This is a genomic window from Pseudomonas sp. H1_A03 (assembly GCF_054685145.1).
Genome location: NZ_CP162829.1, coordinates 3848485 through 3872692, shown reverse-complemented (window position 1 = coordinate 3872692; position 24208 = coordinate 3848485). Strand labels below are relative to the sequence as shown.

29 protein-coding genes, 1 tRNA gene and 3 pseudogenes are annotated in these 24208 nt (G+C 61.1%); 16 read left to right on the top strand and 17 right to left on the bottom strand.

Annotated features, from left to right (window positions below; all coding sequences use genetic code 11):
• Positions 1-47: 47 nt before the first annotated feature.
• The 3 genes from AB4O35_RS17970 to AB4O35_RS17960 all read right to left on the bottom strand — a co-directional run bounded on the left by AB4O35_RS17970 (position 48) and on the right by AB4O35_RS17960 (position 1500).
• A complete protein-coding gene (locus AB4O35_RS17970) occupies positions 48-419 on the bottom strand; it encodes a hypothetical protein (RefSeq protein ID WP_256532873.1) in 372 nt (123 codons plus the stop codon).
• A gap of 170 nt (positions 420-589) precedes the next feature.
• The gene (locus AB4O35_RS17965; protein WP_065881926.1) at positions 590-1018 is read right to left on the bottom strand and encodes a hypothetical protein; all 429 of its coding nucleotides are present in this window, start codon (positions 1016-1018) and stop codon (positions 590-592) included.
• 251 nt (positions 1019-1269) lie between these two features.
• Positions 1270-1500: a hypothetical protein gene (locus tag AB4O35_RS17960; protein ID WP_460149160.1), complete on the bottom strand. Its 231-nt coding sequence runs from the start codon at positions 1498-1500 to the stop codon at positions 1270-1272.
• An 88-nt stretch (positions 1501-1588) separates the two neighbouring features.
• Between AB4O35_RS17960 and AB4O35_RS17955 the strand changes: the two are divergent.
• Positions 1589-1753: pseudogene (locus AB4O35_RS17955) on the top strand (integrase); the annotation flags it as partial.
• A 127-nt stretch (positions 1754-1880) separates the two neighbouring features.
• Here the strand turns inward: AB4O35_RS17955 and AB4O35_RS17950 are convergent.
• Positions 1881-1971: transfer RNA gene (locus AB4O35_RS17950), tRNA-Ser, on the bottom strand.
• Positions 1972-2123: 152 nt separating this feature from the next.
• Here AB4O35_RS17950 and AB4O35_RS17945 point away from each other — a divergent pair.
• Positions 2124-2795 carry a Bax inhibitor-1/YccA family protein gene (locus tag AB4O35_RS17945; protein ID WP_003174664.1) on the top strand — a complete coding sequence of 224 codons (672 nt, stop codon included), beginning with the start codon at positions 2124-2126 and terminating at the stop codon, positions 2793-2795.
• Between the two features lie 75 nt (positions 2796-2870).
• Here the strand turns inward: AB4O35_RS17945 and murB are convergent, their stop codons facing one another.
• From murB to AB4O35_RS17905, 8 genes and pseudogenes are all read right to left on the bottom strand, one after another.
• Complete coding sequence (murB, locus tag AB4O35_RS17940; protein WP_065872102.1) at positions 2871-3890, bottom strand: UDP-N-acetylmuramate dehydrogenase; 1020 nt, start codon at positions 3888-3890, stop codon at positions 2871-2873.
• Positions 3887-4351: a low molecular weight protein-tyrosine-phosphatase gene (locus AB4O35_RS17935; RefSeq protein ID WP_065872101.1), complete on the bottom strand. Its 465-nt coding sequence runs from the start codon at positions 4349-4351 to the stop codon at positions 3887-3889. The genes murB and AB4O35_RS17935 overlap by 4 nt, the downstream gene beginning before the upstream one ends.
• A 3-nt stretch (positions 4352-4354) precedes the next feature.
• Positions 4355-5116, bottom strand: a pseudogene (kdsB, locus tag AB4O35_RS17930) (3-deoxy-manno-octulosonate cytidylyltransferase); the annotation flags it as partial.
• Entirely contained in the window at positions 5113-5298 is a 186-nt protein-coding gene (locus AB4O35_RS17925) for a Trm112 family protein (RefSeq protein WP_003174668.1), read from the bottom strand. The gene AB4O35_RS17925 and the pseudogene kdsB, both read right to left, overlap by 4 nt.
• A 24-nt stretch (positions 5299-5322) precedes the next feature.
• Positions 5323-6333 carry a tetraacyldisaccharide 4'-kinase gene (gene lpxK / locus AB4O35_RS17920; protein ID WP_065881920.1) on the bottom strand — a complete coding sequence of 337 codons (1011 nt, stop codon included), beginning with the start codon at positions 6331-6333 and terminating at the stop codon, positions 5323-5325.
• Entirely contained in the window at positions 6333-6761 is a 429-nt protein-coding gene (locus AB4O35_RS17915; RefSeq protein ID WP_065872098.1) for an ExbD/TolR family protein, read from the bottom strand. Before AB4O35_RS17915 ends, lpxK begins: the two co-directional genes overlap by 1 nt.
• Entirely contained in the window at positions 6758-7393 is a 636-nt protein-coding gene (locus AB4O35_RS17910; protein ID WP_065872097.1) for a MotA/TolQ/ExbB proton channel family protein, read from the bottom strand. Before AB4O35_RS17910 ends, AB4O35_RS17915 begins: the two co-directional genes overlap by 4 nt.
• Positions 7394-7476: 83 nt before the next feature.
• Entirely contained in the window at positions 7477-9690 is a 2214-nt protein-coding gene (locus AB4O35_RS17905) for a DNA internalization-related competence protein ComEC/Rec2 (RefSeq protein ID WP_065872096.1), read from the bottom strand.
• A 147-nt stretch (positions 9691-9837) separates the two neighbouring features.
• Between AB4O35_RS17905 and AB4O35_RS17900 the strand changes: the two genes are divergently transcribed.
• Positions 9838-10353: a DUF2062 domain-containing protein gene (locus AB4O35_RS17900; RefSeq protein WP_012724913.1), complete on the top strand. Its 516-nt coding sequence runs from the start codon at positions 9838-9840 to the stop codon at positions 10351-10353.
• On the opposite strand, the pseudogene AB4O35_RS17895 reads toward AB4O35_RS17900, so the two are convergent.
• Positions 10350-10937: pseudogene (locus tag AB4O35_RS17895) on the bottom strand (sensor histidine kinase); the annotation flags it as partial. The gene AB4O35_RS17900 and the pseudogene AB4O35_RS17895 overlap by 4 nt on opposite strands.
• Positions 10938-11275: 338 nt before the next feature.
• Here AB4O35_RS17895 and AB4O35_RS17890 point away from each other — a divergent pair.
• The 4 genes from AB4O35_RS17890 to AB4O35_RS17875 all read left to right on the top strand — a co-directional run bounded on the left by AB4O35_RS17890 (position 11276) and on the right by AB4O35_RS17875 (position 16110).
• A complete protein-coding gene (locus AB4O35_RS17890) occupies positions 11276-14029 on the top strand; it encodes a response regulator (RefSeq protein WP_065881915.1) in 2754 nt (917 codons plus the stop codon).
• A gap of 178 nt (positions 14030-14207) precedes the next feature.
• Positions 14208-15197 (top strand): 2-hydroxyacid dehydrogenase, encoded by a 990-nt coding sequence (locus AB4O35_RS17885; protein ID WP_065881913.1) that lies wholly within the window; start codon positions 14208-14210, stop codon positions 15195-15197.
• Positions 15198-15268: 71 nt separating this feature from the next.
• Positions 15269-15709 carry a hypothetical protein gene (locus AB4O35_RS17880; RefSeq protein WP_065872093.1) on the top strand — a complete coding sequence of 147 codons (441 nt, stop codon included), beginning with the start codon at positions 15269-15271 and terminating at the stop codon, positions 15707-15709.
• Positions 15706-16110, top strand: coding sequence for an META domain-containing protein (locus tag AB4O35_RS17875; RefSeq protein ID WP_065872092.1), 405 nt, complete (start codon positions 15706-15708; stop codon positions 16108-16110). Before AB4O35_RS17880 ends, AB4O35_RS17875 begins: the two co-directional genes overlap by 4 nt.
• Positions 16111-16222: 112 nt before the next feature.
• Here AB4O35_RS17875 and AB4O35_RS17870 read toward each other — a convergent pair whose 3' ends face one another.
• Entirely contained in the window at positions 16223-16684 is a 462-nt protein-coding gene (locus AB4O35_RS17870; protein WP_049712698.1) for a TlpA disulfide reductase family protein, read from the bottom strand.
• Between the two features lie 115 nt (positions 16685-16799).
• Between AB4O35_RS17870 and arsC the strand changes: the two genes are divergently transcribed.
• The 3 genes from arsC to AB4O35_RS17855 are packed head-to-tail and all read left to right on the top strand — an operon-like array spanning position 16800 to position 18167.
• On the top strand, positions 16800-17153 hold the full coding sequence (arsC, locus tag AB4O35_RS17865) for an arsenate reductase (glutaredoxin) (protein WP_065872091.1): 354 nt from the start codon (positions 16800-16802) through the stop codon (positions 17151-17153).
• A complete protein-coding gene (wrbA, locus tag AB4O35_RS17860; RefSeq protein WP_065872090.1) occupies positions 17150-17764 on the top strand; it encodes an NAD(P)H:quinone oxidoreductase in 615 nt (204 codons plus the stop codon). The genes arsC and wrbA overlap by 4 nt, the downstream gene beginning before the upstream one ends.
• Positions 17748-18167 (top strand): DUF2069 domain-containing protein, encoded by a 420-nt coding sequence (locus AB4O35_RS17855; protein ID WP_065872089.1) that lies wholly within the window; start codon positions 17748-17750, stop codon positions 18165-18167. Before wrbA ends, AB4O35_RS17855 begins: the two co-directional genes overlap by 17 nt.
• Positions 18168-18255: 88 nt before the next feature.
• Here the strand turns inward: AB4O35_RS17855 and AB4O35_RS17850 are convergent, their stop codons facing one another.
• The gene (locus AB4O35_RS17850; protein WP_065872088.1) at positions 18256-18927 is read right to left on the bottom strand and encodes a DNA-3-methyladenine glycosylase I; all 672 of its coding nucleotides are present in this window, start codon (positions 18925-18927) and stop codon (positions 18256-18258) included.
• Positions 18928-18994: 67 nt separating this feature from the next.
• Positions 18995-19819: a tRNA 2-thiocytidine(32) synthetase TtcA gene (ttcA, locus tag AB4O35_RS17845; protein ID WP_065890778.1), complete on the bottom strand. Its 825-nt coding sequence runs from the start codon at positions 19817-19819 to the stop codon at positions 18995-18997.
• 365 nt (positions 19820-20184) lie between these two features.
• Here ttcA and AB4O35_RS17840 point away from each other — a divergent pair, with 365 nt between their 5' ends.
• Both AB4O35_RS17840 and AB4O35_RS17835 read left to right on the top strand, forming a co-directional pair.
• Positions 20185-20787 (top strand): Yip1 family protein, encoded by a 603-nt coding sequence (locus AB4O35_RS17840; RefSeq protein ID WP_065872086.1) that lies wholly within the window; start codon positions 20185-20187, stop codon positions 20785-20787.
• Between the two features lie 128 nt (positions 20788-20915).
• Positions 20916-21410 (top strand): SprT family zinc-dependent metalloprotease, encoded by a 495-nt coding sequence (locus tag AB4O35_RS17835; protein ID WP_065872224.1) that lies wholly within the window; start codon positions 20916-20918, stop codon positions 21408-21410.
• A gap of 92 nt (positions 21411-21502) precedes the next feature.
• Here AB4O35_RS17835 and AB4O35_RS17830 read toward each other — a convergent pair whose 3' ends face one another.
• The gene (locus AB4O35_RS17830; RefSeq protein WP_065946312.1) at positions 21503-22684 is read right to left on the bottom strand and encodes a CaiB/BaiF CoA transferase family protein; all 1182 of its coding nucleotides are present in this window, start codon (positions 22682-22684) and stop codon (positions 21503-21505) included.
• Between the two features lie 157 nt (positions 22685-22841).
• On the opposite strand from AB4O35_RS17830, the gene tusD reads away from it, so the two are divergent.
• Genes tusD through AB4O35_RS17810 form a run of 4 tightly spaced genes read left to right on the top strand, consistent with a single transcriptional unit; the run spans position 22842 to position 24196 of the window.
• Positions 22842-23234: a sulfurtransferase complex subunit TusD gene (gene tusD / locus AB4O35_RS17825; protein WP_065911001.1), complete on the top strand. Its 393-nt coding sequence runs from the start codon at positions 22842-22844 to the stop codon at positions 23232-23234.
• A 1-nt stretch (position 23235) separates the two neighbouring features.
• Entirely contained in the window at positions 23236-23586 is a 351-nt protein-coding gene (gene tusC, locus AB4O35_RS17820) for a sulfurtransferase complex subunit TusC (RefSeq protein WP_065872083.1), read from the top strand.
• Positions 23586-23864, top strand: coding sequence for a sulfurtransferase complex subunit TusB (gene tusB / locus AB4O35_RS17815; RefSeq protein ID WP_065872082.1), 279 nt, complete (start codon positions 23586-23588; stop codon positions 23862-23864). Before tusC ends, tusB begins: the two co-directional genes overlap by 1 nt.
• Positions 23861-24196, top strand: a complete 336-nt coding sequence (locus AB4O35_RS17810) for a TusE/DsrC/DsvC family sulfur relay protein (protein WP_065872081.1) — start codon at positions 23861-23863, stop codon at positions 24194-24196. Before tusB ends, AB4O35_RS17810 begins: the two co-directional genes overlap by 4 nt.
• Positions 24197-24208: the final 12 nt, after the last annotated feature.

Sequence of the window (24208 nt, the reverse complement as noted above, 5' to 3'; positions counted from 1 at the left end):
ACCCTCGATGCTGACTCAAGGAAGCGCCAGCCATCCACTCGCTATGATTACTGGGCGCTAACGCTTTGAACCCATAAAGTGCACGAAGTCGCAGCTTGGGCAATGAGCCAATCATGCTCACGCTTCGCGAAGGGCCGAGGCATCCCGTAAGAAATCCGGAGAGCAAAGTTGTAGGCACCCCTGACTTCATTTCCAGTGGGTGTAGCTTCTTTCAACGTTGTGTTGGTTTTGAGCCCTTCTACCGCTCCATGTAGCGCCAGCGCCTGCTTGGAGGTGTCCGCGCTTTCCTCCAGGATCTGTACCGCGATAAAGGCCGCATTCGAGCAGCGATCCATCTTTTCCCACTGCTTCATTTGGGCTTCATCGCCGAGCGCTACAGCAGAGGTGAGCAACATCAATGAGCCAATCAAAAAACGCATTGCTTTGATCCTTCAAATTAGTTTGCGTAGTAATACATCAACCTATACCCAATCGCTACCACGGTATTCGTCCGATAACAGCCAGCAAAATTCTGGGTTTGCACGGAGCCAGTCGCTTACTGCGGCATACCGACAGCCGACCACCGGGCTAGTGAGCAAAGCGAGTGCCGTTACTCTTCAATCCTTGGCCAATTGAACTTGTAATTCAGCGGAGGCAGCTCGTAATGTTCAGCCAGATACAACGCCAGCATTTCCCCTTCCTTCGCGTACGCAGCCGCTTTATCAGAAGTCGGATACCAACTCACCCAAAGCGTTTCTAGAGGGAAGACTTTCTCAAACGCCGCATAGTTGAAACGCCAGCCAGCCATATGCCCGGCTGCTCCAGGATTTTTTGCGCATCGAACAAATGCAGAGAGGCGGCGCCTAAGATTATCTGACTCTCCAATGGTCAATATTCCGTTCTCATCCACGCCTATCGCGCGATTGAGCGCCCTGTCTGCGCAAATAATATATGCCCCGGGGACAACAGGTGCGCTCTTATAGTGTTCCGTGAGCTTTAACCACTCAGGCTCCCATCCCTGCCAGTTTTTGACGTTCATCTGCTGCCTCCACCAATAGAGGCAAAACGATATCACGCCCCATAGCGACTCTAGTAGTTTGGGTTGTCAGGGACGCTCTCTAAAGCCTGAAAAAGTGGCACATTGCCGGTGTTGGTGAGCAAATTTTTACTCGCAAGGAAGCCCACCCTCATGTCCTTTGCTCTTGTTCGCGCTGCTGCAACCTGCCTACTGACTGCGGTAACTCTCTTCGGATGCGCGTGTCCCCCGACAGAGGGTGGTGAGCGCGAAAATCACCTGACGTTGTTCTGTTCTCGCGCATCGCTTGCTTCCTTATTAACTTGAGCCTGACGGCGCTGTTCTTCTTTCCGGGCCACATTGCCAGCCTCGATGATAGCAAGCGCTTGGGCCTCGCCAATGCCAGCCAGCTTTTCCCTATAACGCCAATCCTGTACGCGCCAAGTTCCACCAGCGCTGACCACCATCGCCAGCAGGATCGACGCCAGGCAATTCACGGGCGTCATGGCAGCACCTTCAGAGCTCTTTCGTACAGTGCTTGGCGATCCTGCGCACCGTTCGGCACACGCCCACGTCGACCTGTATTGATGAGTGTTGGCAACCAGCATTCGAAAGTTCCAGTTCCGCGACATCCGCCCCAAGGCCGCAAGCGAGATCCTCGACCTAGGAGATGCAAGCCGGCTCCTGGGACACACAGATAAGCGGATAACCGAGACCGTATATCGACGCGTTGGGGAGATCGTGAAGCCGACTCGCTGACCGCAATTTGCAACGAGTTGCGGAAACCGCCTGAAAGGATGCGGAAACTATCAGCCTGTACGCTGATAGCTTTACCAAACCCCAGAAACACAAAAGCCCCGCTTTCGCGAGGCTTTCGTGTGAATCTTGGCGGGAAACCAGGGATTCGAACCCTGGAGACGCTATTAACGTCCGCCGGTTTTCAAGACCGGTGCATTCAACCACTCTGCCAATTTCCCTTGTGCATCACAGGATTATAGTAGCCCATCCTGTCTCAGCGGGCGCCATAATACCCGAATGAAACACACTGTCAAACTCTCGGCATCGCTTGTTACAGAGCGTCTGTTATGATCTTTGCGACTGAACGTTTCAAAACCGAAGGAGTGTCGCCATGCGCGAACAGAATTACGCAGTGAATGGCAACGCGCAGGCTGAGCAGCTTGAAGTCAGCCGCGTGTTGCGCAACACCTATGGCTTGCTCGCCCTTACCCTCGCATTCAGCGGCGTAATGGCGTTTGTGGCTCAGCAGATGCGCGTCGGCTACCCGAACATCTTTGTCGTGCTGATCGGCTTCTACGGGCTGTTCTTCCTGACCAACAAGCTGCGCGACTCGGCCTGGGGCTTGGTGTCGGCGTTTGCCTTGACCGGTTTCATGGGCTTTATCCTCGGCCCGATCCTCAACCGTTACCTCGGCATGGCCGGCGGTGCGGAAGTGGTCAGCTCGGCGTTTGCCATGACGGCCCTGGTGTTTGGTGGTCTGTCGGCCTACGTGCTGATCACCCGCAAGGACATGAGCTTCCTGGGTGGCTTCATCACCGCAGGCTTCTTTGTGCTGCTGGCGGCTGTGGTTGCAGGTATGTTCTTCCAGATCAGTGGCCTGCAACTGGCGATCAGCGCGGGTTTTGTGCTGTTCTCCTCGGTGTGCATCCTGTTCCAGACCAGCGCCATCATCCACGGCGGTGAGCGTAACTACATCATGGCGACCGTGAGCCTGTATGTGTCGATCTACAACCTGTTTATCAGCCTGTTGCAGATCTTCGGCATCATGAGCCGCGACGATTGATTAGTTAACGCAATAAAAATGCCCCGTATCGAAAGATACGGGGCATTTTTGTTTTTAGGCTGTTAAGAGCCGGTTTCAGTATTTGTTGGGTTCCATCTCCAGATCAACCTTGAAACGCTGCGCAATATCCTGCTGGATCCGCTGAGCCAGGTTGGCAATATCGTGCCCCGAGGCACCGCCATAGTTGACCAACACCAGCGCCTGCAGTTTGTGCACACCTGCATCCCCCTCACGAAAGCCTTTCCAGCCAGCCTTGTCGATCAGCCAACCGGCCGCGAGCTTCATCTGCCCATCGGGCTGCGGATAAGCCACCAGGTCCGGGTACAGCGCCTGCAGCTCAGCTGCCAACACCTGGGACACCAATGGGTTCTTGAAGAAGCTTCCCGCATTGCCAAGCTCTGCCGGGTCCGGCAGTTTTTCGCGGCGGATGCTGCAGATCGCACGGCTGACGTCACTCGGCGTCGCTTCAGTGATCCCCTGCCCCGCCAGGCGCTGCTGCACCGGGCCGTAGTCAAGTTTCAGGTGGCTGGTGCGGCTCAGGGCGAAGCGCACCCGCAGGATCAGCCAGCGGCCGGTTTCGTGCTTGAACAGGCTGTCACGGTAGGCAAAGTTGCATTCTTCCAGGCTGAATTCGCGCAGTTCGCCGGTGTGGCGATCCAGGGCGGTCAGCCCGGCGAATACGTCCTTGATCTCCACGCCGTAGGCGCCGATGTTCTGCATCGGTGCTGCGCCAACAGTACCGGGGATGAGGCTGAGATTTTCCAGGCCGCAGAAACCCTGTTCCAGGGTCCATAGCACGAAGGGGTGCCAGGCTTCGCCCGCTTGCGCCTCGACCACCACCTGCGTGCCGTCATCGTGGACCACGCGGATGCCTTGGGTCGCCATGCGCAAGACCAGCGCAGGAATGTCCTGGGTCAGCAGCAAGTTGCTGCCACCACCGATCACCAGCAGTGGCACCGCATGTGCGGCTGAATAAGCCAGGGCCTCGCGGACGTCATCGTCGCCGTGAGCCTCGGCGAACAACTGGGCGCGTACGTCGATGCCAAAGCTATTGAAGGGCTTGAGCGATACCTGTGAGAGCACCTGCAAGGTCATAACCGCCCCTTCAATTCGATCACCAATAAATCACAGGCGCGTTCGATCAGGTCCAGGACCCGCTCGAAGCCTTGTTCACCTTCGTAATAAGGGTCTGGCACTTCGTCCACTTCGCCGTCGTAGCGGCGCAGGAACAGGTCCAGCTCCGCTGTGCCCTGGCCCGGCTGCATGGCCTTGAGGTTGCGCAGGTTGCTGTGGTCCATGGCCAGGATCAGGTCATAGCGCGCAAAGTCGGCGCGGGAGACCTGCTGGGCCCGCTGGGCCGACAAGTCATAGCCGCGCACCAGCGCCGCACGTTGGCTGCGCTTATCCGGTGGGTTGCCAATATGCCATTCACCCGTACCGGCGGACGCGACCTCGACCTGCCCTGCCAAACCCGCTTCGCGCAATTTATGGCGCAGCACGCCTTCTGCGGTGGGCGAGCGACAGATATTGCCCAGGCAGACAAACAAGACCTCCATCAGGCCCCCCAGCAGGCGACGGACGCGCTCAAGGTCTTCCGGAGTGTCGACACCCGCCGGCGGCGCTTCCAGCGCATCGCCCACATGAATGCGCACGCCGTGCCACAAGGCACGCAGCTGCTCCAGCGATTCGGTGTTTTCCAGCCAGCACGGGCCCCAACTGACGAAGTCATGCAGGAAACCGGCACGGTAGGCATAGATGCCGATATGACGGCGATACGGCACGCCTTCCGGCAATACGTCGGGGTGCTTGGCGAAAGCATCGCGCGCCCACGGCAAGGTCGAACGGCTGAACGTCAGCGCCAGGCCATTGATGTCGCTGACCACTTTCACCACGTTCGGATTGAACAAGGTGTCGATGTCTTCAATCGGTTCGGCCAGGGTCGCCATGCGCGCCTCGCCATGGGCGGCCAGGTTGGCGGCCACTTGGTCGATCACGCTCGGCGGAATCAACGGCTCGTCACCTTGCACGTTGACCACGATGGCATCAGGTGCCAGGCCGAGTTTAGTGGCCACTTCGGCCAGGCGGTCGGTGCCGGAGTTATGGTCTTCGCGAGTCAGCACGGCCTCAGCGCCGAAGCCTTTGCAGGCTTCGATGATGCGTGGATCATCGGTGGCCACCACCACGCGCTCAGCGCTGCTTTTGCAGGCCTGTTCCCACACCAACTGGATCATCGGCTTGTCGCCGATCAGTTGCAGCGGCTTGCCCGGCAAGCGGGTCGACGCGTAGCGGGAGGGAATGACAACGGTAAAGGCTGTGGTCATTTATCCAAGCGCTCATCGGTGGTCAGGGTGCGGGCTTCGCTTTCCAGCATTACCGGGATGCCATCACGGATCGGGTAAGCCAGGCCGGCGCCTTTGCTGATCAGCTCGGTTTTGTCGGCGCTGAGCTTGAGCGGGCCTTTGCAGATCGGGCAAGCGAGGATATCGAGCAGTTTGGTGTCCATGAGTGTTTCCTGGAAAGAAGCGATTTAAGGCAAGAGACGGGCAGGCAACAGGCGCATCAGCTGCGTGTCGAACCAGGCGACAAACGCCGGCGACGGCAGCGCATCCACCGCAAGGTACCACCAGTCGGGCTGGGCAAAGGCGCGGCACTTCACCGCGTCCTTTTCGGTCATGACCAGCGGCAATGACGGTGAAAAATTCAGGACTTCGGCGCTGTACGGCGCGTGGTCGGCAAACGCATGGGGTATCGGCTGCCAGTGTAGCGTTTCGAGGGTGTTGAAGAAACGCTGCGGGTTGCCGATACCGGCGACCGCATGCACCTGCTGGCCCGCCGCAAAGTGATCGACCGGCTGGCGCTCGCCGGTCTTCAGATTGACCAGTGCGGAAGGCTGTAAGCGAAAGGCAAAACCATCGTCTCGGTCGCTTGCGGCGCCGTTATACAACAGCGCATCGACACTCTGCAGCCGCTCCACGGGTTCGCGCAACGGCCCCGCCGGCAGGCAACGGCGGTTGCCCAGGCCACGGGCGGCGTCGATCAGCACCAATTCAAGGTCGCGGGCCAGGCGGTAATGCTGCAGGCCATCGTCGGAGAGGATCAGGTCCAGGGTTTCACTGGCCAGCAGCGCCTTGACCGCACGGCTGCGATCGGGGTCGATCACTAACGGTACGCCGCAGCGCTGCACGATCAATAAGGGTTCGTCACCCGCCACTTCGGCACTGTGGTTGGATTCAACCCGCCACGGCAACTGCGGCGGCTTGGCCCCATACCCCCGACTGACCACCCCCACGCGCAAGCCGCTGCGTCGGCAGTGCTCTATCAACCACAGGATCAACGGGGTCTTGCCGGTGCCACCCACGGTGATATTACCGACCACCACCACGGGCACCGGCGACTGATAGATCTCGCCCTCACCCGCGAGGAAACGTGCGCGCTTGCGCTGCACCACTCGGCGGTACAAGGATTCCAGCGGCCGCAGCAACGTGAGCGCCGGATGGCCCTCGTACCAGGCCTTAAGCAAACGATCGGACATGGCCATCAGGGTTGGCTCGCTGCCTCGACGGTGGTCATGCGCAGGTGGCTGAAACCGAGCTTGCCGGCGGCATCCATGGCAGTGATCACGGCCTGGTGCTGGGTCTTGCCATCGGCACTGATCGACAGCGGCAGCTTGGTATCGCCGCCGGACTCTTTCTGCAAGGCCTCCATCAGGCTGTTGAGATCGTTCTTTTCGAGCAACTGGTTATTCACTGAAAACACCCCGTCGGCGCTGATGGCGATGTCCAGTTGCTTGACCTCCTGGTCTTCGGCCGGCGAACCGCTCACGGCTTCCGGCAGGTCAACGCGCAGCTCGGTTTGCCGGGTAAAGGTGGTGGTGACGACAAAAAACAGCAGCAGGATAAACACCACGTCGATCAGCGACGCGAGGTTGATATCGACATTTTCCCGTTGCTTGCGGCGAAATTTCACGCTTTGTCCCCAACCAGATCAACGTCACGGTCACCCTGCACGACTTCCACCAGCTTGATGGCTTCCTGCTCCATGCCGACCACCAGCTCATCGATGCGCCGTTGCAGGAAACGGTGGAAGAATACCGAAGGAATACCGACCATCAGGCCCGCTGCCGTGGTGATCAGCGCCTTGGAGATACCACCGGCCAATACGGCCGCGTTGGTGGTCATGCCGGAGCCCATGAACGAGCTGAAAATATCGATCATGCCCAGCACCGTCCCCAGCAAACCGAGCAACGGCGCCATGGCAGCGATGGTGCCGAGGGCATTGATGTAGCGCTCCAGTTCATGAATGACACGGGCGGCAGCCTCCTCGATGCACTCTTTCATGATCTCGCGACCATGCTTGGAGTTGGCCAGGCCGGCGGCAAGGATTTCACCCAACGGGGAGTTGGCGCGCAGTTCCTTGAGTTTTTCCTTGTCCAGTTGCTTGTTCTTGATCCAGGCCCAGACCTGCCCCAATAGGTGCTCGGGGGTGACGCGACTGGCGCGCAGGGTCCACAGGCGTTCGGCGACGATGCCGAGTGCGGCGATAGAACTCATGATGATCGGCAACATCATCCAGCCGCCGGATTTGACCAATTCCCACACAGTGAATGTCCCCTCGAAAAAGTGCGCCACTTTACCATATAGGTTCGTCGACCACAGACCCCATCGGCTGCGGCCACAAGCGCCTAAGGTAACCGTTCACGCCAGAACCTGCGTTGACTGCGCGCAACAACCGGTGGTGCAAATGCCCCCAGTTGCAGGCGCACGGCGCCCTGCTCGGCGCTGTCATAGACCTGGCTGCCCAACCGCTGGTAGCGTGCCATCACCTGCGGATGCGGATGGCCGAACGCATTGCTGCGCCCTCGTGAAATGAGCACCGAACGAGGGGCAAGGTGTTCCACAAACGCCCAGGACGAAGAACTGCGACTGCCATGGTGTGGCGCCTGCAACCAATCGGTGGGCACTGCCAGAGGTGAGGCGAGCATTGCCTGTTCCGCCGCGCGGTCGATATCGCCGGTCAACAGTAAGCGCTCACCATTGGCCTGCACCTGCAACACGCAGGACTTCGGGTTGCCACTGATAGCGTCCGGCCACTGCCACAGCTCGAACGTCACACCGTCCCAGGTCCATCGCTCGCCACTGTTGCACGACTGCGTACCGAGAAACGCCGGCAGGCCCTCGGTTTCCCCGCCCACCACGCGTTTGATTGGCATCCCCTTGGCAATCGCCCCCGCGCCGCCGGCATGATCCGCATCGGCATGGCTGATCAACATCATGTCTAACGCCTTTACCCCGAGTTTTTGCAGCGACGGCAATACCACCCGCGCACCCAGGTCAAAGGTTCCGGAGCGCGGGCCGGCGTCGTAGAGCAAGGTGTGATGGCGAGTACGCAAGATCAGCGACTGCCCCTGGCCGACGTCCAACTGCACCACCTCCACTTGCCCATGGGGCACCAGTTCACGCGGGGGAAACACCGCCAGCAACAGCATCGGCAAGCCCAGCACACGAAATGGCACGCCCTTGGGTAATAGCAATAGCAGCGCACCGAGCAGGCTCAGCAGCCAATACCGCTGCGGTACCTCGGCCGGAATCCAGGCAGGCAGTTGTCCGGCAAGCCATGCCAAGCCCTTGAACAACCCATCCAACGCACCGCCCGCCAGCCATAGCACTCCCTCCCCTATAAACGGCAGCGGCAGCAACGCTGTCCCCAGCAACGCCAGCGGTAACACCACCAGGCTGATCCAGGGCACGGCAACCAGATTGGCCAGCGGCGCACTCAGGCTGATGGGCAACCCCAGCACCAGCAAGACAGGTAACAATCCAACGGCAATCAACCACTGGGGGCGGGTCCACGCCTGCCACACGCTCCACGCCCCCAGCCGCCCACCAAACGCCAGGATCAGCACTGCCACCGCCGCAAACGACAACCAGAACCCCGACTGTAAACTGGCCAACGGCTCCAGGACCAACACCCCATCGAGTGCCAACAGCAACGGCCACCACAGCCCCAGGTGCCGGAAGCGCAGCCGCCATAACAACACCAGCCCCACCATCACACAGGCGCGCTGCACCGGCACGCCAAACCCGGCCAGCAAGCCGTAACTCAGCGCGGCCGTGAACGCCAGGCCACACGCCCACGGCAGCCACGGCCAGGTTCGGGGCCAAAGCCCATAACGTGCCAACCCGGCGATCAACCCGTAGATCAAGCCCGCCAGCATGCCGATGTGCTGGCCGGATATAACCAGCAGATGCACAGTGCCGGTGTCCTGTAGCACCTGCCAATCAGCGGCGGCCAATCCAGAGCCGTCTCCCAGCACCAGGGCGATCAGGCCTGCTTCCCGACCAAAGGCATCCACCGCCATCAAGCGCTGGCGCACGCCATCCCGCCAGGCGCTGCGCGCCGCAGCCAGACGTTCGCCGTCCTTCACCGTGCCCGTGGCACCAATACGTTGGGCGAGCAGCCAGGCTTCCTGGTCAAATCCGTGAAAATTCAGCAGACCGGCCGGCCGCTTCAGGGTGATTGCCAGGCGCCAGCGCTCACCGCTGTGCACAGGCGGCCCGCCACGCCAGGACACTCGGATGCGTTTGGGCAACCGGGCATTTCGCGACCGGCTGTCGGCCAATTCGAAACGCACCCCTTCGCCCGTCTGCTGCGGCAGCCCAATGACTCGCCCCTCCACCCAACGTGTCTGGCCGTCCAGGGTCGGCTTGAGGCGATCATCCAGCGCCCACTGCGCACTGATGCATGCCCAGCTCAGCCCCAGCAGGAAAAACGCCAGTGGGTAAGTGCGAAACGGCAACAGCATCAACGCCAGCACCAGCAAGGCGATCAGCCATCCCGCAGGCGGCAATGCCGGTAAAAAACGCAGGGCCAGTAACCCCAGCGCCAACGCGAACATCCCTGTCCTCATGAATCATCCCTTTCAAGTGATCCACTCAGTCTTAGCCGGGCGTCCGACATTGCCTATGATGTTTTGTCACAAAGTCTGAATTTTCTGTTTATAGAATGCGGGCATACTTGCCCCTCGAACTGACCTGGACCCCTTATGCCACGGCGCTTATTCAAACGGTACATGCCTGACCCCAGCAGTATCAGGGAACACAAGTCATTACAGTTTCTCGGCACATTGCTGCATGACCCGAACCTCTGGCACCTCAACCGGCACTCGGTCGCGCGCGCGATGGCCGTAGGTTTGTTCGCGGCCTTTATCCCGATTCCCTTGCAGATGCTGCTGGCGGCCGTCCTGGCGATTACCGTGCGCGGCAACATGCCCATCGCGGTCAGCCTGGTGTGGCTGACCAACCCGATCACCATGCCGGTGGTGTTTATCTGCACCTACATGACCGGCGCCTGGCTGATGAACGTGCCACCCCGCAGCCTGCCCGATGACCTGACCTGGGAATGGATCAGCGGGCAACTGAGTACGTTGTGGCAGCCGTTCCTGCTCGGTTCAGTGGTATTGGGACTGGTGCTGGGCGCCCTCGCCTACTGCCTGACCATGGGCTATTGGCGCTGGTGGGTTGCCCATCAGTGGAAAAAGCGCAAACAACGCCGCGCTTAGCAAGCCCGCAAGCGCAAATGCACGCGCAGCCCTTGCCCGGTGTTTTCCGCCCACAGGCTGCCGTCCTGGCGTTGCACGGCGTTGCGGGCAATGCTCAAGCCCAGGCCGAAGCCACCATCGCCGGGGCGTGAACCGTCCAGGCGGGTAAAGGGCGCGAAGATCCGTTCCAGGTCCCCGTCATCGATCCCGCCGCCCTGATCCTCCAGCCACACATGCCAATAATCCCCTTCACGCCGGCTATCCAGGCTGACCACGCCGCCCACAGGCGAATGGCGAATAGCGTTGCGCAGGATGTTTTCCAGGGCCTGGGCCAACGCATTCAGGTTGCCCCGTACCGAGCACTCCGTGCCTAGCAGGCAAGGCAGGCGCGACGCCGGCCAATCGCTTTCAAAACACGCGTTTTCGCGCAACATGTCCCATAACGCCTGAAGCTGGATATCCTCCTGGGGCAGCGGCGCGCGCTCGGTGTCCAGCCAGGCCAGTTGCAGGCTGTCTTCGACTAGGCGCTGCATGGCGTCGATCTCACGCCCCAACCGCTCGCGCAGTTGCGCCAGGTCTTGCTCACTGTCCCGCGCCATCTGCAGGCCCTGCTGGCCGTTCTGGCACCAGGTCACCTGGAACCCACAGCGCCCCAGGTGCTCATGGACATAGGCGCCCAGCACGGGGGTCATCTTCGATGGTCAGGATACTGGGCAGGCCGATTGATGCGGGATTCATTAGTATCTGCAAGTCATTCTCAATGGCCGATTATTCAAGATTGCCTTGCCGCAGGCAATCGCCACCGGGCGCCAAATGACTTCAAGATTGCCGTATGTCATTAATTTGCAAGATTCCACGCCGCGCAAATGGCTACACTGCGCAGGTGGCGCGGGCCGGATGCCCGTGCCGATCATAGATATCAATGTGGTAGCAGGAGAGTAGCGTGCTGACAAGAATGGGGATAAAAGGCCGCGTACTGTTGCTGACCTTATTACCGACCAGCCTGATGGCCTCGTTGCTGGGGGGCTACTTCACCTGGATGCAGCTCTCGGAACTGCAGACCCAATTGCTGCAACGCGGCGAAATGATCGCCGAGCAATTGGCTCCGCTGGTGGCGCCGGCCCTGAGCGCCCGCAACACCGACCTGCTGGAGCGCATCGCCACTCAATCCCTGGAGCAGCCGGACGTGCGCACCGTGGCGTTCCTCAGTCCGGACCGCATCTCCCTGGCCCATGCGGGCCCGACCATGCTCAACCAGGCGCCCATCGGCAACAGTTCCCATTTGTTGCAGCGCACCGGCAATGACGCCACCCGCTACCTGCTGCCGGTGTTTGGTCGTCATCGCAACCTTGCGGGCGACCTGATCCCGGATGAAGCCGACCGCCTGCTGGGCTGGGTCGAGGTGGAACTCTCCCACAACGGCATGTTGCTGCGCGGCTACCGCAGCCTGTTCGCCAGCCTGCTGCTGATCGCCATCGGCTTGATCTGCACCGCGGCATTGGCTTTGCGCATCAGCCGCACGATCAACTCGCCAATCGGCCAGATCAAGCAGGCGGTGGCCCAACTCAAGGACGGCAACCTGCAAACCCGCTTGCCTGCGTTGGGCAGCCAGGAGCTGGACCAGCTCGCGTCGGGCATCAACCGCATGGCCGAGACCCTGCAGAACGCCCAGGAAGAACTGCAACACAGCATCGACCAGGCCACCGAAGACGTGCGCCAGAACCTGGAAACCATCGAGATCCAGAACATCGAGCTGGACCTGGCGCGCAAGGAAGCCCTGGAGGCCAGCCGCATCAAGTCGGAGTTCCTGGCCAACATGAGCCATGAGATCCGCACGCCGCTCAACGGTATCCTCGGCTTTACTCACCTGCTGCAAAAAAGCGAACTGACCCCACGCCAGCTCGATTACCTGGGCACCATCGAAAAGTCTGCCGACAACCTGCTGGGCATCATCAACGAGATCCTCGATTTTTCGAAAATCGAAGCCGGCAAGCTGGTGCTCGACAGCATCCCGTTCAACCTGCGCGACTTGCTGCAGGACACCCTGACCATCCTCGCTCCCGCCGCCCATGCCAAACAGCTGGAGCTGGTCAGCCTCGTCTACCGCGACACGCCGCTGGCGCTGGTCGGGGACCCGCTGCGCCTGAAGCAGATCCTGACCAACCTGATCAGCAACGCGATCAAGTTCACCCGTGAAGGCACCATCGTGGCCAGGGCGATGATCGAGGACGAGCAGGAAGACAGCGTGCAACTGCGCATCAGCGTGCAGGACACCGGCATCGGCCTGTCCAGCCAAGACGTGCGCGCGTTGTTCCAGGCGTTCAGCCAGGCCGATAACTCACTGTCGCGCCAGCCCGGCGGCACCGGGTTGGGCCTGGTGATTTCCAAGCGCCTGATCGAGCAGATGGGCGGTGAAATCGGCGTCGACAGTACGCCGGGCGAAGGTTCGGAGTTCTGGATCAGCCTGAACCTGCCCAAGACCCGTGACGATGTCGAGGATTTGCCTTGCGCGCCGCTGCTCGGCCGTCGCGTGGCGGTGCTGGAAAACCATGAACTGGCGCGCCAGGCGCTGCAACATCAGTTGGAAGACTGCGGCCTGGAAGTTACCCCGTTCAACAGTCTGGAAAGCCTGACCAACGGCATCACCAGTGCCCATCAGACCGATCAGGCGATTGACCTGGCGGTACTTGGCGTAACCGCCAATGACATCCCGCCCGAGCGCCTCAACCAGCATCTATGGGACCTTGAGCACCTGGGCTGCAAGGTGCTGGTGCTGTGCCCCACCACTGAACAGATGCTGTTCAACCAGTCCGTACCCAACCCCAATAGCCAATTGCAGGCCAAGCCGGCGTGTACGCGCAAGCTGCGCCGCGCGCTGTCCGACCTGATCAGCCCGCGACCATCGCGCAGCGAACCGGGCGAGCCGCTGTCCAGCCGGGCGCCGCGCGTATTGTGCGTGGATGACAACCCGGCGAACCTGCTGCTGGTCCAAACCCTGCTGGAAGACATGGGCGCGCGGGTGCGTGCAGTGGAAAGCGGGTATGCGGCCGTCGACGCCGTGAAACAGGACACTTTCGACCTGGTGCTGATGGACGTGCAAATGCCTGGCATGGACGGCCGCCAAAGCACCGAGGCGATCCGCCAGTGGGAAAGCGAGCGCAGCGGCACGCCATTGCCGGTGGTCGCCCTCACCGCCCACGCCATGGCCAACGAAAAGCGCGCCTTGCTGCAAAGCGGCATGGACGACTACCTGACCAAACCCATCAGCGAACGGCAACTGGCCCAAGTGGTGTTGAAATGGACCGGCCTGGCCCTGCGTAACCAAGGCCCGGAACGCCCAACGGACGGCCTCGGCCCTGGCGTGAAATTGCCGGTGCTCGACCATGAAGAGGGCCTGCGCCTGGCCGCCGGCAAGGCTGACCTGGCGGCGGACATGCTCGCCATGTTGCTGGCCTCCCTGGAAGCCGACCGCCTGGCCATCACCATCGCCCGCGAAGCCAATGACAACAACGCCCTGATCGAACGTGTGCACCGCCTGCACGGCGCAACCCGTTACTGCGGCGTACCGCAACTGCGTGCCGCCTGCCACCGCGCCGAGACCCTGCTCAAACAGGACGACGCCAAGGCCCTGCACGCGCTGGACGAACTGGACATGGCGATTGCCCGGCTGGCGAGTGAAGCAAGGGTCAATGCCTAATGCTCCGCTTTGGATCTGCTTTTGATCTTAATCTCAGGCGCCCCGTCAACCACGCTGGCCGCTTACTTTTGGGTCTTTCCAAACCCCCGTCGCCTGACAGGCCGTAATCGCAGGCAAGCCAGCTCCCACAGGGTTTATGTATTTATTCAGTCAGTCAGTTAGTGCAGGGAGCATTCCAATGCGCGTCATTCTTTTCAGTAGCCAGACCTACGACCGCGACAGTTTTCTCGGCGAACCGCTGCCACCCGGCCTGGAGCTGCAATTCCAGCCTGCACGGCTCAACCTCGACACCGTGGCCCTGGCCGAGCATCACGAAGTGGTGTGCGCCTTCATCAATGACGACCTCAGCGCCGCGGTGCTGGAGCACTTGGCCAAGGGCGGTACGCGGTTGATCGCCCTGCGCTCGGCGGGCTACAACCATGTGGACCTGGCCGCCGCCAAGCGCCTGGGCCTGACCATCGTGCGCGTGCCGGCCTACTCGCCCCACGCGGTGGCCGAACATGCGGTCGCACTGATCCTCGCCCTCAACCGCCGCCTGCATCGCGCCTACAATCGCACCCGCGACGGCGACTTCAGCCTGCATGGCCTCACCGGTTTCGACCTGGTGGGCAAGACCGTCGGCGTGGTCGGCACCGGGCAGATCGGCGCGACGTTCGCCAAGATAATGGCCGGTTTCGGTTGCCAACTGCTCGCCTACGACCCCTTCCCAAACCCGCAGGTCCTGGCCTTGGGGGCGCGCTACGTGAGCCTGCCTGAGTTGCTGGCCCAAGCGCAGATCATCAGCCTGCACTGCCCGCTGACCGCCGACAGTAAACACTTGATCAACGCCTGCTCGCTGGCACAGATGCAGCCGGGTGCGATGCTGATCAACACCGGTCGCGGGGGGTTGGTCGACACCCCGGCGCTGATCGAGGCACTCAAGGAGGGCCAACTCGGCTACCTCGGGCTGGATGTGTATGAGGAGGAAGCGCAGCTGTTTTTCGAGGACCGCTCCGACCTGCCCCTGCAAGACGACGTACTCGCGCGTCTGCTGACCTTTCCCAATGTGATCATCACCGCGCACCAGGCATTTCTTACCCGCGAAGCCCTGGCGGCCATCGCCGGCACCACCTTGGCCAACATTGCCGCATGGGCCGATGGCCGGGCGCAGAACCTTGTCGAAGGATGATCAGCGGTCACATACCAGGCTCATGATAGGCCAGCACCCGTGATAGGATGCCGCGCCTATTTGGAGGATCCATGGCCGAACACGATTTCCGCTTCAGCTTGCTGAGCCCGCAACACACCCTGATCGAATGCCGCGCCCTGGTGCCGGGCCGTTACCAGGTGACTGGCAACGGTGGTTCGATCAAGCATGGCGACGTGCTGATCGTCACCCTGCGTGGCAGTAAAACCCTGTCGATGCGCCTTACCGTCGAAGGTGACGCACGCTACTCCATCCGCCCGGCCGGCCAATGGGTCGCCATGGCCCAGGGGCCGAAATTCGGCGAGTTGGAGATTCACACCTGGAAGGTCAACTGCGACAGCTGCGATGCGGTGCTGGAGTTCGAGTTTGCGGTGGAAACCAAGCTGACCAAAGAACCCCTGCAACCGGCCGCCAACGCGCGCATTGCCGAGTTGGGCTGGGCCAGCGAAGGCGACAAGCACCGCTGCCCGAAATGCCAAAAGGCCGCGCAATGAGAGGCCTGCTCTTGCTCGCCGCCCTCGGGGCGGCCCTGACGGGTTGCGCCGGGGACGCGGTCAAGCTCAAGCGGGATCATAGCTACGTGGTGGAATGGATTGGTGAGCGGCCGTTGATGGATTACGCGCACCTGACCGTCACCCTCGGCACCGATGGCCGCGCCTACGGCAATGGCGGTTGCAACCACTGGTTTGCGCCGTACACCGTCGAAGGCGACAAGATCAGCTTCGGCAAGATCGGCAGCACCCGCAAGCTGTGCGCCGAAGCCTTGATGGAGCAGGAACACCGCTTCTTCCAGGCCCTGCAGGGGGTGCAGCGCTGGGATATCTCACCGATTGACCAAACGCGCTTCTGGCCGGCCGAGGGCAAGCCGATTCGCCTGTGGCTGGACGAAGGCTGATTTCACTGCGGATTGGCTTTTCTGTGGGAGCTGGCTTGCCTGCGATCACATCGACTCGGTACCACAGACACATTGAGTCGCCTGTATCGCAGGCAAGCCAGCGCCTACCAAATCAGCCGCGTAAAGCCTTGAGCTTAGCCAACACCCCTTCCGCCGTCTGCTCACCCATCAGCTGCTCGCGCACCTTGCCCTTGTCATCAATGATGTAGGTCACCGGCAACGCTTCGCTGCGCGGGATATCAAAAATCCCCTCCGGGTTCTGCGCCAGCACGGTGAACTTGATGCCCAGTTTGTCACTGGCGGCTTTCAGCTCTTCACCCTGCACGTTGTCGAAATTGACCCCGAACACCCCTACGTTCTGCGCCTTCAGCTGTTCGGCCAAGGCATTGAGCTCAGGAATTTCCGTGCGGCACGGGCCACACCATTCGGCCCAGTAATTGACCACCAGCCACTGTTTGTCCAAGCGTTCGGCCGCCACTTTCTGGCCATACTGGTCAACGCCGTAGTCATTACCGCAGCCGCTGAGCAGCAGGGTTGTGATGATCGCCAATGCACCGATCAGTCGCCTAGTCATGGGGTAATCCTTCGCAAAAATGAACGTTGACTGCGACCTATCGCCTCTTACGGTTTAAGGACGGGCCGCAGCGCGGGTAGAATACCCGCCACCTTACGCAAGATGCGACCCGCACATGACCGATCTGACGCTTTATCACAACCCGCGCTGCTCGAAATCCCGCGGTGCGCTGGAATTGCTCGAAGCCCGCGGCCTCACCCCGACCGTGGTGCGCTATCTGGAAACCCCGCTGAACGCCGCGCAGCTGAAAGCACTGCTCGGCAAGCTGGGCATCAGCGCGCGCCAACTGCTGCGCACCGGTGAAGACGAATACAAGACCCTCAACCTGGCCGACGCCAGCCTCAGCGAAGCGCAATTGATCGCCGCCATCGCCGAGCATCCAAAGTTGATGGAACGCCCGATCCTCGAAACCACCGATAAAGCCATCATTGGCCGTCCGCCAGAGAACGTGCTGGAGATCCTGCCGTGAGTGCCCCGTATGTGCTGGTCTTGTACTACAGCCGTAACGGCTCGGTCAGCGAAATGGCCCGGCACATTGCCCGGGGCATCGAACAAGGCGCAATGGAGGCCCGACTGCGCACCGTGCCGGCGATCTCCACCGAGTGCGAAGCCGTCGCGCCGAGCATTCCGGACGAAGGCGCACTGTATGCCAGCCTCGATGACCTGAAAAACTGCTCGGGCCTGGCCCTGGGCAGCCCAACCCGCTTCGGCAACATGGCCGCGCCGCTCAAGTACTTTATCGACGGCACCAGCAACCTGTGGCTCACCGGCGCCCTCGTCGGCAAGCCGGCCGGGGTGTTTACCTCCACCGCCAGCCTGCATGGCGGCCAGGAAACCACCCTGATGTCGATGCTGTTGCCGCTGTTGCACCACGGTATGTTGATCACCGGCCTGCCCTACAGCGAACAGGCATTGCTCGACACCCAAGGCGGCGGCACGCCTTATGGCGCCAGCCACCATGCCGGGCCTGACGGCAAGCGCATGCTCGATCAACACGAAATCACCCTGTGCCGCGCCTTGGGCCTGCGCCTGGCTAAAACCGCTAGGTTGCTGGAGAACGGCCGTGGCCAGGAAGCCTAAGGTCCTGCCCTCCGAGGCGTGGCTGGCGCCACGGGTCAAGGTGGCGCGCACGCTGAGCCTGCTAGCGTTTTTTGGCTTGGTGGGGCTGCTCTGCGTTTACTACCTGTTCGTCGCCGACCTGCACGGCGCGCGGCCGTGGGTGATCCTGCTGATCGAACTGGTGCCGCTGCTGGTGCTGGCGCCCGGCATGCTGCAAGGCAGCGCGCGCGGGCATTCGTGGATGTGTTTTGTGGTGAACCTGTATTTCATCAAAGGCGCGCTGGCGGCGTACGACCCGAACCGGCAGTGGTTCGGGGTGTTGGAGATGCTGGCGAGTCTGGCGGTGTTTTGTACGGCGTTGCTTTATGTGCGGTGGCGGCATCAGTTGAATCGCCGCCTGGCAGCAGGTCCTTTGCCAGCCTGACGTCCGCTATCGCAGGCAAGCCAGCTCCCACATTTGGAATGCATTCCCCTGTGGGAGCTGGCTTGCCTGCGATGGCCTCACCTCGGTCTCAATGATTCACCGTATAGGCCAACATCATCGACAACTGGCACATCGGACGCCCGCTCTCGGCATGCCACTGGTTGAACGCCCCCTGCACCGCCGCCAGGTCGCGCAGGCTGGTCGGCGCCTTGTCGACGATTTTCTGCGCGTTCAACGCCGCGACCACGTCATAACTCGGCACAAACGTGTCCTTGCCCACCATGCGCAAAAAGCGCGGCGCTGACAGCCCGCCCAGTTGGTGGCCGTGCTTGCTCAGGTACTTCCACAGCCCAACGATATCGGTCACCGGCCAATCGGCGACAAACGCACCAAAGCTGCCTTTCTCCTGCTCAATGTCGAGGATCATCTGCGCATTGCGCGGCACGCTCTTGAGCTTGCCCAGGTGGCGGATGATCCGCGTGTCCTGCATCAACCGCTCCAGGTGTTCGGCGCCCATCAGCACGACTTTTTCCGGATCGAAGCCGAAGAACACTTGCTCGAACGCCGGCCACTTGGCGTCTACCACGCTGTGCTTCAAACCCGCGCGAAATACCCGCAGCGCCAATGTCGACAGGTAGCGGTCATCACTGATCTTGCGTAACTGCGCCGGGGTCTTGGGTACAGGCAGGTGGGCTTCCAGCTCGGCCGCCGAACCGAAGCGGTTCAGACAATATTCGTGCAGCCACTTGTAATCGCGCATGCCCTCTCCTGGGATTCGAATTGAAAACGGCGCCCGCGAGCGCCGTGTGTCAGAGCATTGAACAGGCTCAGAGGTTCACAACATTAACGAAGCGCGAAGCGGCGCTCTCATCAATTTTCAGGCTGGTGAAGTCGAACAGGCTGCGGTCGGCCAACTGCGACGGCTGCACGTTCTGCAGGCTGCGGAAGATACTTTCGGTGCGACCGGGCGTCTTGCGCTCCCAGTCCAGCAGCATCTCCTTGACCACCTGGCGCTGCAGGTTTTCCTGGGAGCCACACAGGTTGCACGGGATGATCGGGAATTGCTTGAGGTCGGAGTAGGCCTGGATGTCCTTCTCGTTGCAATACGCCAGCGGGCGGATTACCACGTTGCGCCCGTCATCGGCGCGCAGCTTGGGTGGCATGGCTTTGAGCGAGCCATTGAAGAACATATTGAGGAAGAAGGTTTCGACGATGTCATCGCGATGATGACCCAGGGCCATCTTGGTCGCGCCGATCTCATCGGCGAAGGTGTACAGCGTGCCACGGCGCAGGCGCGAGCACAGCGAGCAGGTGGTCTTGCCTTCCGGGATCAGTTCCTTGACCACCGAATAGGTGTCTTTTTCGACGATGTGGTAATCGACGCCCAACGCCTTGAGGTAGGCCGGCAGCACATGCTCGGGGAAGCCCGGTTGTTTCTGGTCCATGTTGACGGCAACGATCTCAAACGTGATCGGCGCGACCTTTTGCAGGTGCAGCAGCACATCAAGCAAGGTGTAGCTGTCTTTGCCGCCGGAGAGGCAGACCATGACCTTGTCGCCGTCCTCGATCATGTTGAAATCGGCGACCGCTTCACCGGCCAGGCGACGCAGGCGTTTTTGCAGTTTGTTCTGGTTGACCGTAAGAGTGCCCATGGCGCTTGGATCCGCTGGAGGTGTGTGACGAAAAGCCGGGTATTTTACCGTTATGAGCGACCGAGTTCCAATGTGGGAGCTGGCTTGCCTGCGATAGCGGTGGGCCAGTTAACGTATCGGTTTCTGACAGGTCGCCATCGCAGGCAAGCCAGCTCCCACAGTCGACCGAGTGGCGCCTGACAGACCTCACCGCGATTAAGCCCAATGTTTACAGCGCAATTTGCTCTAAAGGCCCTACAGTTATTCCGGGCATCTCTTCCTATACTGCGACTAGAGGTCGCACAGCTATCCGGGACCTTTGAGGCCATTTGGCCCGTGGGCGCTCCGATGGGGGGGCGATGGCAATAACGACAGGAGTGACCGGCATGATCCATCACGTCGTGGGGCTTTTTACCCATCCCGACCAGGAATGGCGGGAAATTCGTGGCGATAAAGAAGAAAGCATCAGCCACATGTACCTCACTCACACACTGATTCTCGCGGCGATCCCCGCCGTATCAGCCTTTATCGGTACCACCCAGGTTGGCTGGGTCATCGGCAACCGCTCGCCAGTGATGCTGACCCAGGAAAGCGCCCTGTGGATGACGCTCATGTCCTACGCCGCCATGCTTGGCGGTGTGGCGGTGATGGGCGCGTTCATCCACTGGATGGCGCGTACCTACGACGCCAACCCCAGCATGGCGCGCTGCGTGGCGTTTGCCACCTACACCGCCACGCCGCTGTTTATCGGCGGGCTGGCGGCGCTCTACCCACATATGTGGCTGGGCATGGTCGTGGGCACGGCGGCGATTTGCTACACGGTGTACCTGCTGTACGTGGGGCTGCCGACCTTCATGAACATCGACCCGGATGAGGGTTTCCTGTTTTCCAGCTCGGTGCTGGCCGTAGGCCTAGTGGTACTGGTGGCGATCATGGCGTTTACCGTGATTGTCTGGGGCCTCGGCGTAGGGCCGATCTATACCAACTGATCCGATTAAACCGTAGGAAAGGCCACCGCAAGGTGGCTTTGTGCGTTATGCATGACCATTCGGCGCCTGACAGATTCGGAAACACTCAGCTTTGCGGCATACTGGGGGTCTCTGGAGATATGTACAGCATGCCCGAGCAACTCAATACCCGCGTCGAAGATTGTTTCCAACAAGCCGAATCCTTTTTCAAACGAAGCTTCAAACGCCCCCAGGTCAGCCTCAAGCTGCGGGGCCAGAAGGCCGGTGTCGCGCATTTGCACGAGAACCTGCTGCGCTTCAACCCACAGTTGTACCGTGAAAACAGCCAGCATTTCCTGAAACAGACCGTGGCCCACGAAGTGGCGCACCTGATCGCCCACCAATTGTTCGGCGAGCGCATTCAGCCCCATGGCGAGGAATGGCAATTGATCATGCGCGGGGTTTACGAACTGCCGCCTGACCGTTGCCACACGTATGAGGTGAAGCGTCGCCAGGTGACTCGCTATATTTACCGATGCCCGTGTGCCGATAGCGACTTTCCGTTTTCGTCGCAGCGACATGGTATGGTGGCGCAGGGGCGGCGGTATTTGTGTCGGCGGTGTCGGCAGACGTTGGTGTTTACCGGGGAAACTCGGGTGGAGTGAGGGCCTCATCGCAGGCAAGCCAGCTCCCACACTTTGACCGCGCCGCCTATCAAATGTGGGCGCTGGCTTGCCTGCGATAGCGTCAGCTCAGGCTACCCAACCACCTTAGCCCGTCGCAGCTCGCTTATCCGCTGAGCACTAAGCCCCAACTCCGCCAATACCTCATCACTGTGCGCCCCCACTGCAGCTCCGATATGCCGAGGCGCTGGCACCCCCTCGGAAAACTTCAACGGGCAGGCCAGTTGCGCCTGGGTCGAACCGTCACCCCGAGGCACCTGGCTGATCAGTTCGCGCGCTTTTAACTGCGGATGCTCCACTGCCTCGCTCAGGCTGAGCACCGGTTCGACACAGGCGTCGACCCCAGCAAACAACTCACACAACTCTTCGAAGCTACGCTTTTCAAACTCGACTTTCAGCGCCTGCTTAAGGGCTTTTTGCTGCTCCGGCCTGGGCGACAAGCCTTGTGCCGCCAACTCCGGCCGTCCCAGCGTTTCACAGAGTTGTTGCATGAACCCTGGCTCCAAACTGCCCACCGCCATCCAGCGCCCCTCCCGCGAGCGGTAATAGTCGTAGAAACTCCCGCCGTTAAGCACATGGCTCTCCCACTCCGGCTCCACCCCACACGCCAGGTAACCCGCGCCGGCCATGGCATTCAGGCTGAACGAGCAGTCGGTCATGCTCACATCCAGGTATTGGCCGACCCCGCTCTGCTGTCGGGCGATAACAGCCGCTAACAACCCCACCACCGCATGCAGCGACCCTCCTCCCACGTCCGCCAGTTGCACGCCCAACGGCAGCGGCCCGCTGTCGGCACGACCGGTGTAGCTGGCCACGCCGGCCAGTGCCAGGTAATTGATATCGTGCCCGGCGCGGTCCTTATAGGGCCCGGTCTGGCCGTAACCGGTGATAGACACGTAAATCAGCTTTGGGTTGATCGCCTTCAACGCCTCATACCCCAAGCCCAGGCGTTCCATCACCCCTGGCCGGAACTGTTCGAGCACGATGTCGTACGCCTTGACCAACGCCCGCACGATCTCCAGCGCTTCAGGCTGCTTGAGGTCAAGCGCCAGGCTGCGCTTATTGCGATTGAGGTAGGCATGGCTCGCCGAATCACCCTGATCATGGGGCGGTAATACCCGCAGCAGGTCCGGGCGCGTGGGCGATTCGATACGCAGCACCTCGGCGCCCATGTCCGCCAGCATCAACGATGCAAACGGGCCCGGCAGCAAGGTGGAAAAATCCAACACTTTGAGGGACGCCAAGGGACCTGACATGGGCACTCCATTTTTGTTTTGAATGCACACAGACTAGGCAGCCTTGCGCTTACCGGCAATCGCCGGAACGGTCACCAACAGTGACCGTTTTGATCACGGCGGGCTTTTTCGTGGCAGCGGCTTTATCATTGCCCCACGTTTGCTTGCAGAGTGTTCCATGAAGTTCGCGATTGCACTGTTTTCCGCCGCCCACGCGCCCTCTTCGCGCCGTGCCCTGCTGTTCGCCCAAGCGGCGTTGGCCGGCGGGCATGAGATTGTGCGGCTGTTTTTCTACCAGGACGGCGTGTATAGCGCGTCCAATAACATCGTTGCGCCCCAGGATGAGCAAGACATTGCCCGCCAATGGCGTGAGTTTGTCAGCCAGCACCAACTCGACGGTGTGGTGTGCATCGCTGCCGCCTTGCGCCGTGGCGTGCTTAACCAAGAGGAAGCCGCGCGCTATCAACGCAGCGCGGTGAATCTGGATGCGCCGTGGGCGCTGTCGGGCCTGGGTCAGTTGCATGACGCCGCCCAGGCCGCTGACCGCCTGATCTGCTTTGGAGGGCCGTGACATGTCCAAATCCTTGTTGGTGATCAGCCGTCAGGCGCCATGGTCCGGGCCGAGTGCCCGGGAAGCCTTGGATATCGTCCTGGCCGGTGGCGCCTTCGATCTACCGATTGGCCTGCTGTTCCTTGATGACGGCGTGTTCCAACTGGCGCCGCACCAGGATGCCAAGGCCGTGCAGCAAAAAGACCTCAGCGCCAACTTGCAGGCATTGGGCCTTTTTGGCATCGATGACGTATTTGCCTGCCGCCACAGCCTGGCCGAGCGCGGCCTCGCGCCGCCCGCCAGCGCCCAGCCGCTGGACAGCGAAGCGATCTCCCAGTTGATTGACCGTTACGACCAGGTGATGACCCTCTGATGTCGACTCTGCATGTGGTTTCCCACTCCCCGTTTACCGATAGCCGCCTCGACAGCTGCCTGCGCATCTGTGGCACCAAGGACGCCATCCTGCTCTGCGGCGATGGCGCCTACGCGCTGCACAACCCGGCGCTGCAAACCAAGGGCGTGAAGGTCTTTGTGCTGGCCGAAGACATGCAGGCGCGCCATTTGCCTCTGCCGGACTGGGCCGACAGCGTGGACTACCCAGGTTTCGTGCAGTTGTCGATCGACTACGACAAGGTCAACACCTGGCTATGAACACCCTGACCGTCGGCGCACGCACCCTGGAACTGGACAAGGACGGCTACCTCGTTGACCTGAACGAGTGGTCCGATGAGGTGGCAATCGCCCTGGCCGCCACTGAGACGCTGGAGCTTACCCCGGACCATTGGGAAATCCTCCAGCTGCTGCGCCAGTTCTACGCCGAATTCCAGCTGTCGCCCGCCACCCGCCCGCTGATCAAGTACACCGCCTTGAAGCTGGGCCCGGAAAAGGGCAACAGCCTGCACCTCAACAAACTGTTCAACGGCACTCCCGCCAAACTCGCCGCCAAGCTGGCGGGCCTGCCCAGGCCGACGAATTGCTTATGACCGACTTTGCCC

Bases quoted from the DNA above. Each gene is read 5' to 3' on its own strand.
- AB4O35_RS17945 (WP_003174664.1), top strand. From the start codon at position 2,124: ATGCGCGAACAGAATTACGCAGTGAATGGCAACGCGCAGGCTGAGCAG.
- AB4O35_RS17875 (WP_065872092.1), top strand. From the start codon at position 15,706: ATGAGAGGCCTGCTCTTGCTCGCCGCCCTCGGGGCGGCCCTGACGGGT.
- AB4O35_RS17935 (WP_065872101.1), bottom strand. From the start codon at position 4,351: ATGGAGGTCTTGTTTGTCTGCCTGGGCAATATCTGTCGCTCGCCCACC.
- AB4O35_RS17810 (WP_065872081.1), top strand. From the start codon at position 23,861: ATGAACACCCTGACCGTCGGCGCACGCACCCTGGAACTGGACAAGGAC.
- AB4O35_RS17840 (WP_065872086.1), top strand. From the start codon at position 20,185: ATGATCCATCACGTCGTGGGGCTTTTTACCCATCCCGACCAGGAATGG.
- AB4O35_RS17965 (WP_065881926.1), bottom strand. From the start codon at position 1,018: ATGAACGTCAAAAACTGGCAGGGATGGGAGCCTGAGTGGTTAAAGCTC.
- AB4O35_RS17905 (WP_065872096.1), bottom strand. From the start codon at position 9,690: ATGTTCGCGTTGGCGCTGGGGTTACTGGCCCTGCGTTTTTTACCGGCA.
- AB4O35_RS17885 (WP_065881913.1), top strand. From the start codon at position 14,208: ATGCGCGTCATTCTTTTCAGTAGCCAGACCTACGACCGCGACAGTTTT.
- tusD (WP_065911001.1), top strand. From the start codon at position 22,842: ATGAAGTTCGCGATTGCACTGTTTTCCGCCGCCCACGCGCCCTCTTCG.
- lpxK (WP_065881920.1), bottom strand. From the start codon at position 6,333: ATGGCCATGTCCGATCGTTTGCTTAAGGCCTGGTACGAGGGCCATCCG.
- AB4O35_RS17960 (WP_460149160.1), bottom strand. From the start codon at position 1,500: ATGACGCCCGTGAATTGCCTGGCGTCGATCCTGCTGGCGATGGTGGTC.
- AB4O35_RS17925 (WP_003174668.1), bottom strand. From the start codon at position 5,298: ATGGACACCAAACTGCTCGATATCCTCGCTTGCCCGATCTGCAAAGGC.
- murB (WP_065872102.1), bottom strand. From the start codon at position 3,890: ATGACCTTGCAGGTGCTCTCACAGGTATCGCTCAAGCCCTTCAATAGC.
- AB4O35_RS17970 (WP_256532873.1), bottom strand. From the start codon at position 419: ATGCGTTTTTTGATTGGCTCATTGATGTTGCTCACCTCTGCTGTAGCG.
- tusB (WP_065872082.1), top strand. From the start codon at position 23,586: ATGTCGACTCTGCATGTGGTTTCCCACTCCCCGTTTACCGATAGCCGC.
- tusC (WP_065872083.1), top strand. From the start codon at position 23,236: ATGTCCAAATCCTTGTTGGTGATCAGCCGTCAGGCGCCATGGTCCGGG.
- AB4O35_RS17835 (WP_065872224.1), top strand. From the start codon at position 20,916: ATGCCCGAGCAACTCAATACCCGCGTCGAAGATTGTTTCCAACAAGCC.
- arsC (WP_065872091.1), top strand. From the start codon at position 16,800: ATGACCGATCTGACGCTTTATCACAACCCGCGCTGCTCGAAATCCCGC.
- AB4O35_RS17850 (WP_065872088.1), bottom strand. From the start codon at position 18,927: ATGCGCGATTACAAGTGGCTGCACGAATATTGTCTGAACCGCTTCGGT.
- AB4O35_RS17900 (WP_012724913.1), top strand. From the start codon at position 9,838: ATGCCACGGCGCTTATTCAAACGGTACATGCCTGACCCCAGCAGTATC.
- AB4O35_RS17870 (WP_049712698.1), bottom strand. From the start codon at position 16,684: ATGACTAGGCGACTGATCGGTGCATTGGCGATCATCACAACCCTGCTG.
- ttcA (WP_065890778.1), bottom strand. From the start codon at position 19,819: ATGGGCACTCTTACGGTCAACCAGAACAAACTGCAAAAACGCCTGCGT.
- AB4O35_RS17880 (WP_065872093.1), top strand. From the start codon at position 15,269: ATGGCCGAACACGATTTCCGCTTCAGCTTGCTGAGCCCGCAACACACC.
- AB4O35_RS17830 (WP_065946312.1), bottom strand. From the start codon at position 22,684: ATGTCAGGTCCCTTGGCGTCCCTCAAAGTGTTGGATTTTTCCACCTTG.